At 67.4% G+C, this 7,828-nt stretch carries 9 protein-coding genes; 5 read left to right on the forward strand and 4 right to left on the reverse strand.

All coding sequences use genetic code 11. The features are described from left to right. The 4 genes from K9U40_RS20735 to K9U40_RS20750 form a co-directional block, all read right to left on the reverse strand. Positions 1 to 2,181 (reverse strand): transglycosylase domain-containing protein (locus K9U40_RS20735; protein ID WP_282892015.1); only part of this gene is annotated, 2,181 nt, incomplete at its 3' end. Positions 2,182 to 2,394: 213 nt separating this feature from the next. Beyond that, positions 2,395 to 3,018 carry a hypothetical protein gene (locus K9U40_RS20740; RefSeq protein ID WP_282892016.1) on the reverse strand — a complete coding sequence of 208 codons (624 nt, stop codon included), beginning with the start codon at positions 3,016 to 3,018 and terminating at the stop codon, positions 2,395 to 2,397. A 424-nt stretch (positions 3,019 to 3,442) separates the two neighbouring features. Continuing rightward, on the reverse strand, positions 3,443 to 4,462 hold the full coding sequence (locus K9U40_RS20745) for a hypothetical protein (protein WP_282892017.1): 1,020 nt from the start codon (positions 4,460 to 4,462) through the stop codon (positions 3,443 to 3,445). A gap of 250 nt (positions 4,463 to 4,712) precedes the next feature. Further along, positions 4,713 to 5,219, reverse strand: a complete 507-nt coding sequence (locus K9U40_RS20750; protein WP_282892018.1) for a helix-turn-helix domain-containing protein — start codon at positions 5,217 to 5,219, stop codon at positions 4,713 to 4,715. Between the two features lie 164 nt (positions 5,220 to 5,383). On the opposite strand from K9U40_RS20750, the gene K9U40_RS20755 reads away from it, so the two are divergent. The 5 genes from K9U40_RS20755 to K9U40_RS20775 all read left to right on the forward strand — a co-directional run bounded on the left by K9U40_RS20755 (position 5,384) and on the right by K9U40_RS20775 (position 7,704). After that, positions 5,384 to 5,677, forward strand: coding sequence for a helix-turn-helix domain-containing protein (locus tag K9U40_RS20755; protein ID WP_282892019.1), 294 nt, complete (start codon positions 5,384 to 5,386; stop codon positions 5,675 to 5,677). Positions 5,678 to 5,679: 2 nt separating this feature from the next. Further along, a complete protein-coding gene (locus tag K9U40_RS20760) occupies positions 5,680 to 6,498 on the forward strand; it encodes a ParB N-terminal domain-containing protein (protein ID WP_282892020.1) in 819 nt (272 codons plus the stop codon). A 135-nt stretch (positions 6,499 to 6,633) separates the two neighbouring features. Next, positions 6,634 to 6,927, forward strand: a complete 294-nt coding sequence (locus K9U40_RS20765) for a hypothetical protein (RefSeq protein WP_282892021.1) — start codon at positions 6,634 to 6,636, stop codon at positions 6,925 to 6,927. A 1-nt stretch (position 6,928) separates the two neighbouring features. Next, positions 6,929 to 7,402 carry a DNA transposition protein gene (locus tag K9U40_RS20770; RefSeq protein ID WP_282892022.1) on the forward strand — a complete coding sequence of 158 codons (474 nt, stop codon included), beginning with the start codon at positions 6,929 to 6,931 and terminating at the stop codon, positions 7,400 to 7,402. Beyond that, positions 7,402 to 7,704, forward strand: a complete 303-nt coding sequence (locus K9U40_RS20775; protein ID WP_282892023.1) for a DNA-binding protein — start codon at positions 7,402 to 7,404, stop codon at positions 7,702 to 7,704. The genes K9U40_RS20770 and K9U40_RS20775 overlap by 1 nt, the downstream gene beginning before the upstream one ends. The last annotated feature ends 124 nt before the right edge of the window (positions 7,705 to 7,828 follow it).

Below are 7,828 nucleotides of genomic sequence, written 5' to 3' on the forward strand. Positions count from 1 at the left end.
CGTCATGGGCGGCTCCTGCTGGGGCGGGCGGGCCGGGATCTGGCCCACCACCGCCGGCGGGCGGTCATCCGGAACGTCGGCCGGGGGCAGGTAGGTGCCGCCCGGCTGGCCATAGCCGGCGCCGCCGAAGCCGTAGGACCTGAGGCCCCCCGGCAGCTCGGCCACCGGGATGCCCTGGTGCGCGGTCTTCATGACCCGGCTCCAGATCTCCACCGGCAAATTGGCGCCCGAGGCCTTCTTCGTGGGCGATGAATCGTCGTTGCCGAGCCACACGGCGGTGACGTAGCGGGCGGTGTAGCCCACGAACCAGGCGTCGCGGTAATCCTGCGAGGTACCGGTCTTGCCCGCCGCCTCCCAGCCCGGAAGATCGGCGCGGCGCGCGGTGCCGCTCGCCAGCGTCTCCATCATCATGTGGTTCATCATGGCGGCATAGGCCGGGTCCATGACCCGGCCGGGACCGGAGATGTTGCGCTGGTAGAGCACCTTGCCATCCGCCCCCTTCACCGTGTCGATGACGTGCGCGATGACGCCGATGCCGCCATTGGCGAACGGCGTGTAGGCCGTCGCCAGCTCCAGCACCGAGACTTCCGAGGTGCCGAGCGCAATGGAGGGGTTGGGATCCAGCGGCGAGGCGATCCCGAGCCGCTGCGCCGTCGCCACCACCGCCTTGGGGCCGAACTCCAGCGCCAGTCGCACCGAGACCGTGTTCAGCGACAGGGCCAGCGCCTGGGTCAGGGTCACCGGCCCGCGGTATTCGTGGGTGGAGTTCTCCGGCCGCCAGCCCTTGAGCTGGATGGGCGCGTCCTCGCGCACCGTCTCGGGGGTCAGGCCGTGCTCGATGGCGGTGAGGTAGATGAAGGGCTTGAAGGCGGAGCCGGGCTGCCGGCGCGCGGTGACGGCGCGGTTGTACTGGCTGTCGGCATAGGAGCGGCCGCCGATCAGGGCCTTCACCGCCCCGTCGGTGTCGAGCACCACCATGGCCCCCTGCCCCACGCCGTATCTGGCGCCGGATTTCGCCAGCGTGTCTTCCAGCGCGCGCTCCGCCGCCTGCTGGAGATTGGGCTCCACGGTGGTGCGCACGGTGACGTCGCCGTTGAGCTCGCCGACGAAGGAATCCAGCTGGTCCATGACCCAGTCGGCCACATAGCCCGAGGAATCCGGCATGCCGGCGCGCGACAGCTGGGCCGGGCGGGCCAGGGCCACGCTGGCCATCTCCTGGGAGATCATGCCCTGCTGGCGCATGGCGGCCAGCACCAGGCCGGCGCGGGCCTGCGCGCCCTTGAGGTTGCGCGTGGGGGCAAGGCGCGAGGGGGAATTGACGAGGCCGGCCAGCATGGCCGCCTCCGCCAGCGTCACCTGTCGGGCGGACTTGCCGAAATAGCGCTGGGCCGCAGCCTCCACCCCATAGGCGCCGGCGCCGAAATAGACCCGGTTGAGATAGAGGTCGAGGATCTCGTTCTTGGTGAACTTGTGCTCCAGCCACAAAGCCAGCACCAGTTCCTGGATCTTGCGCGAGGCGGTGCGTTCCTGGGTCAGGAACAGGTTCTTGGCCAGCTGCTGGGTCAGCGTCGAGCCGCCCTGCCGCAGCCGCCGCGAGGTAAGGTTGGTGACGAGGGCGCGGGCGAGGCCCTCCGGATCGAGGCCGAAATGGCTGTAGAAGCGCTGGTCCTCGATGGCGACGAAGGCCTTGGGCAGGTAGGGCGGCAGCTGGCCAATGGGCACGGCGACGCCGCCCATGTCGCCGCGTGTGGCCAGCGTCTTGCCGTCGGCGCCCTGCACGGTGACGGTGGGCGGGCGCTTGGGAATCATCAGCGTCTGCATGGGCGGCAGCTTCGACGCCTCCCAGGCGACGACGCCGGCGAGGGCGAGCAGCGCCCACACCCCCAGGATGAAGCCCCATTTGATGAGGCCGAACAGGATCGGCCGGCGCCGCCGGCGCGGAGCCGGCGCCTTGGGCAGCGGATCGGCGCGGCCCCGGCGCGGCGCGGCGGGCGCGGTGTCCGGGTTGGCTACGGCCTTTGTCGCGGCTTTGGCGGCACGCGCGGCCCGGCGCGGCGGGTCCGCCGCAGGCGGGGCGCCGCCGGAGCGGTCGCGGGCGTCGAGACGGATGTCGAACAGGGATTCGGGGCGCTCGAGCACCGGTTCCTGCCTCGTTGCCTCGCCTCGTCCGCGTGCCGTCATGAACGATCCCGTTGCTCGCGCCCCTCTGCTGCTGCGATGCGGGGCAAGACCCCTTCCACCATCAAAATGGGGCGGAAGCGCAGCACATCTTCGGTCGCCCTCTAAACTCAAGAAAGAGCCCGCGGGCGCGCGGCAGGGCCTCCGGCCGCGCGGTTTCAGGCGCTTGCGCCGAAAACGCTCCGGGCAGCGTAAGGGCAGCAGCATAAGGACCGGTTAAGGACCGCCCAGGGGCCCCTGCCGGCAGCGGTCCCAAAAGCCCGTCCGGCGGTCGGCGGTCCGATAGTACCAGCACATACCGTTGGCCGGGGGCGGACCCACCAGCCCGGCCGCCAGCCCCGGCTGGAGCATGCCCAGCGCCCCGCCATTGCCCACCGGGCCGCCGGGCCCCCAGTCCCGCTGGGGCGCGGGCAGGATCACGGGCGGCACCTGGTTCGTCAGCGGCACCGCGAGCGGCGCCGGCGGCGGCTGGAGCGGCGCAGCAAGGGGCGCGGCCGGCGGCGCCGTCAGCACCGGCCCGCGCTGCGGCGGCACCAGCGGCGGGGGCCGCGTGACCGGGCCGGGGGGCGTGGGCGGCGCCGGCGGCGGCAGGCGGCCGCCTCCCGAGGGTACGCCCACGGGCCTGAGCGGCGCGACGGCCGGCGGCCGGGCACCGGGAAGCGTGTTCGGAAGCGGAGTGGGAAGCGGACGGACGACCGGCCTCGGGGCGGGACGTACCACCGGCGCGGCGAGCGGGGCGCCCATCGGGGCCCCCACCTGTGCTCCGGAGGCGGCGCCCGCGCCGGCCCCCAGTCCCGCCACCAGAAGGGCCAGCACGGCCCTCCGCGTCGCCTCGCGCATCATCATCTCCCAACGTCAGGTCCCAGCATCGCCGGGAAGATGGGCCCTTTGATGGGCGCCACCATAGCCGCGTGCGCCGGCACGCAAAGCCCGGCAGCCCCCTCGCCGCCGGCGCGCGGCCGGCCGCATTGCCCGGGTGGCGTGTCCCCGCCGGAGACGCCGCTGTTCCTCGATTGAATGAAGACACTTGATCTTGCACATCCGGGATATGGCGGGATTGGCCGGGATCAGGTGGGATGGATCGTGCATCCATCGGGGTTCCGAGGGCGGCGGGGGCCAAAACGGCTGCACCGTCCGTTGTCTTTCAGAAGGGCCCAAAAAGGGCGGTAGGGACACATGATCTTTCAGAAATGGGCCGCAGCGCCTGGTCCTGCCGAGAGCCCTCTTATGGCAGCGACAGAGGGCTCTTAAGTCCGGACCATCTCTACCGTCGGGATATGGATGTGAAAGAGCCGAAGGGTTGCATCAGAACAACTTTGACGTTCACGCCGTGCAGTGTCACGTCGGCGCCGTCGCCGTTGGCGATCTGAGAGATGATCTGGCCACCAACAGTGGCGACCTCGTCCCGTTCCGCTGAGGGCGCGAAAAGGTGCAGCATGACGGCTACCCCTGCCAGATAGCGCAGAACCACCATCTGCTCGTTCGTGAAGAGATGAATGGTGAGTGTTTCGAGAGTCTTCTTGTCGGGCGCAGAACCGGCGACGACCGAAACACCCTCGGTCAATGTGTAGGTGCAGGCTGTCCGGACCTCGGTCTTGCAACCGCCCTTCGCGAGCCTAACGCCGGCGCTCAGGCTCCTGGACTTATCGTTGAAACGCTTGGCGAAGCCGCCCACGTCGCCGCCGAGTGGAGAGACGTGAGCTAGCGGAGCCGGCGGAGCAGACGGGGCCGGCGGCGCCTCCGCCACGCGTGTAGCGGGCGCAGAAGCCTCAGGCTGCTCGCTCTTGCCTGTGGCGTCGATGGAAACCCAGAAGCATGCTGTTTCTCCCTTCGGCCGCATGCATGTCGAGGCCGAGAAGATAGCAGTCTCAGATAGATAGACGTGATCACCTGCCTTGAACCGCCGGCACGTGCCGAGCGCCAAGGCAGAATAGAGGATCTTGGCGAATGCCTCTTTGTCGCCCTGTGCGGCAACCTTGCCGAGGCTCTTCCAGGTCTCCCAATCCTTGCAACCAAAGGCTTCCCGGACGAACACCTCCTCTGAGATCGTTCCAGGCTCTGGGCTGCTGCTGGAAGGCTCTTTGGCTGGAATGGACGGCTGTGGGGTAGGGAGTATGGCACTGGCATCCGCCACAGCTGGCTGCGACTTGAGAGACGGGACCGATTCTACGGCGTCGGGCGCCAGAAAGAATATGGCGACAACAATTGCGGTGCAGCTGATCCCGAGCACTAGGAAAAAACCGTGCAATACGCGCCAGATCATCAACGGCTTCTTTCCGACCATAAGCTCCCCCACCAAGCAGCCCGCGCACTCAGGTCCCGCTCGCGTCGGTATTTTCGCGAACGATGTTGATCGTGAAATCAGATGCCCCGGAAAAATCAAATAGCATTACAGTTATGCCGCGTTCGCTACATTCTCTGGCATTAGCATCAGAATGCACAGCATCCGGCTGCTCACTCTTGTCCTTCAGTTTCCGCGAAATTTGTGAAATACGATTATCAATACTCGTCCTCATGGCTGTCCCCGACTCGATTTACCCAACGAGACGAAGAAACTGTCCAACGCGACGGGAGTCAATCGACGTTTCTCCGGCGCTTTCATCTTCCATCGCGAACTCGTAGATCATCGCAACCACGTGCGCCTTCTTGTCCGGCGCCATGATTCGGTTGTTGTCCTTAAGCCATTGCTCAACAATGGCAATCGACCTCTCAAGGACATCCTGCTGGATGGTCTTCGGCACCTCTTCGTCCGGGAGCGTCACACGGTCGCGGGCGGGAGCCTCACCAAAGAAGATCCAGTCCAGGGAGCGGCCTGTTGCATGAACGATCGCGGCCATCGCTTCCGCCCTCGGCTGCGTTTCGCCCCGCATTGCTTTGTTCAAGGTGCTCAAGGGCACACCTGACCGCGCCGCAACCATCTGGTTGCCACCAGCCGCCTGCACTGCCTCGCGGAAACGCGTCAAGGTTTCGGACTTCAGACCCCGAAGTCCGAAACCAGATTTGGACTCGTCCCGCTCGTTTCGGTCTTCAAAATCTTCCATATTTTACAGCACGTTATACCATATCTGGTTGTTAAATGCCTAATATGGAAGTCCGAAACCATTTTTGGCTTGCGGGAACATCCATTTTTGGTAGCCTACTGTCAGCAACCTGATAATTCGGCCCCGGCAGATGCGAGGGGCCGCACGCTGCAGAGGTCGGGATCTTGAGTGGCCCACAGGACTGGCATCGCGAGCAGATCAAAGCCGCCGTCCGCATGAACGGGACGACGCTTTCCGCGCTCGCAAAGCAGGCCGGCTATGAGCCGTCGAGCTTCTACTGGGCCTTGCGGCGCCCCTGGCCCGCCATCGAGCAGATCATCGCGATCCATCTCGGCCGGCGGCCCCAGGACATCTGGCCCTCACGCTACGACCGCCGGGGAATCCCCCACGCCGGCCGACGCCAGAAACCTAGCGCCCACACCGCCGAACGTCACCGCCAAAAAGCCGAGGCCGTCTAGACATGGTCCAGAAGGTATCCATAAACCTCATTGACGTGATTGACCGCCTCCGCGCGGTCGATCCGGACCGGGCGATGTTCATCGCCGCCGGCTTCGCCGAAGAAGGTCAGAAGACGCCCATCGAGGTCCGTCCCAACAAGAAGGCGGCAGGCCGGTTCATCCTGGTGACCGGCGGTCACCGGCTCGACGCCGCCAAGCTGCTGGAGTGGGAGGAGGTCGATGCCGAAATCCTCGACCTTTCCGCCGACGAGGCCCGGCTCCGCGAGATCAACGAGAACCTTTACCGCGCCGAGCTGACGGCTCTCGACCGGGCGGTGTTCCTGGCCGAGAAGAAGCGCCTCTACGAGAAGCTCAACCCGGCCGCGAAGCACGGCGGCGATCGGAAGTCCGATCAAGTGGCCCTTTTGGGCCACTTGATCCCCAGGTTCACGGAAGAGGCGTGTGAGAGGCTTGGCCTCTCCGAACGCCAACTGCGCAAATATATCGCCCGCGCCAAGATTGTCCCTGCCGTGCGCGCCCGGATCACCGGTACGCCGCTGGCCGACAACGGTGCCGAGCTGGACGCGCTGCTGAAGCTCAGCGGCGACGAACAGTGGCGGGCGCTCGACCTGTTGCTCTCCGAGCGCGAGGACCGGCCGCGCAACGTGGCCGCCGCCACAGCTGTCATCCGCGGCGTGCGCGAGACCGCGCCCTCGCCTGACGATGCCGCCTTCAAGGCCCTGCTCACCGCCTGGGATCGCGCCCCGAAGAAGGTGCGGGACCGGTTCCTCGACCACCTTGTCGCCCAGGGTGATCTGGCGGAAAGGCTGGCCGCCGCATGAGCCCGCATCCCATCCCCGGCGGCGGGCACCGCCTCGCCGAGATCCGGCGCACATCCCTGCTCGTGCTCCTCAGCGTCGGCGCCTGCCCCCTCATCGGGGCGGCCGTGGCCATCCTCTCGTCCTGGCGGTGCGGCCATGACGGCGCGCGTGGATTACCTCGTTTGCCGCAAAGCGCCGGCCTCGCCCGAGGGCTGCACCTTCTTCGTCGGCGGCTATTCCGTCGCGAAGAGTCGCCAGCAGCGAGTGCTCATCGCCACGACCTCCCTCTTCAGGACGGGGGCCCAGCTCTATGACGAGGCGACCGCCCGCCTCGTCGCCGGCATGCTGAACGACTTCGGTCCGGCGGCCGGCCTGCCCGGTGCCGAGCCGTGGCGGGCCTTGCCGGCGGCCGTTTCCTTCCCGGCGACGCCGGTTGGAAAGGGTGCCTGACATGGCGCGCCGCCACCCTCGCCCCCATCGCGACCAGCTCGACCTGCTCTCCGACTGGCAGCCCAGCCAGCCGGTGAGGGCGTTCGCGCCGGAGACGGTGCGCGGCGCGAGTCTCGCGGTGAGTATCTCGAAGGGCGTGAGCCAGGCGCTCAAGGGCTGCGGTCGCAGCCGCGAGGACGCGGCCCGGCTCATGAGCGAGTACCTCGACGAGAAGGTCTCGGTGGATATGCTCAACGCCTACGCGAGCGAGGCGAAGTCCGAGCACGTGGTCAACGTGGTGCGGTTCGTGGCGCTCCTCCACGTGACCCGCGACCGCCGCCTGCTGGAGCTGATCGCCGCCATGTTCGACTGGGCGGTGATCGAGCGGAAGTATCTGCCCGCCATCGAGATGGCCGAGGCCATGGAAGCGCGGGCCGAGCTGGACCGCGAGATCGACGCGCGGCGCCGCACCCTCAAGAAAAATGGTGTCCTGTGATGCAGGAATGGTGGAGCCCCGCGGATCTCGTCGCGCTCGGCCTCCCCGGCCTCCCCACGACGGACCGCGCCATCCAGATCATGGCGGATCGCAAGGGCTGGCGGACGGGGCCGCAATATCCGGACAACGAGAAGGGCGTGTGGCGCCGGCGGGCCGGCCGCGGCGGCGGCTACGAGTATCGCATCGACGTGCTGCCGATCGCGGCGCGCTCCGCCCTGGTGATGCGCACGGCGAAGCCCACACCCACCCGCGACCAGCGCGCCGAGGCGAAAGCGGCCCTCTCACGAGAGGAGCGCTGGTGAGGTGGTCCCCGAAAATCGGACAGGGAGTTAAGCTTGGTTCGGCCTGACGGAAGGACGAGCCCGATGACCGGGAAGAGGAAGCGTTATTCAGCGCAGTTCAAGGCGAAGGTGGCCCTGGAGGCGC

Source organism: Xanthobacter autotrophicus (assembly GCF_030015065.1).
GTDB classification, from domain to species: domain Bacteria; phylum Pseudomonadota; class Alphaproteobacteria; order Rhizobiales; family Xanthobacteraceae; genus Xanthobacter; species Xanthobacter autotrophicus_D.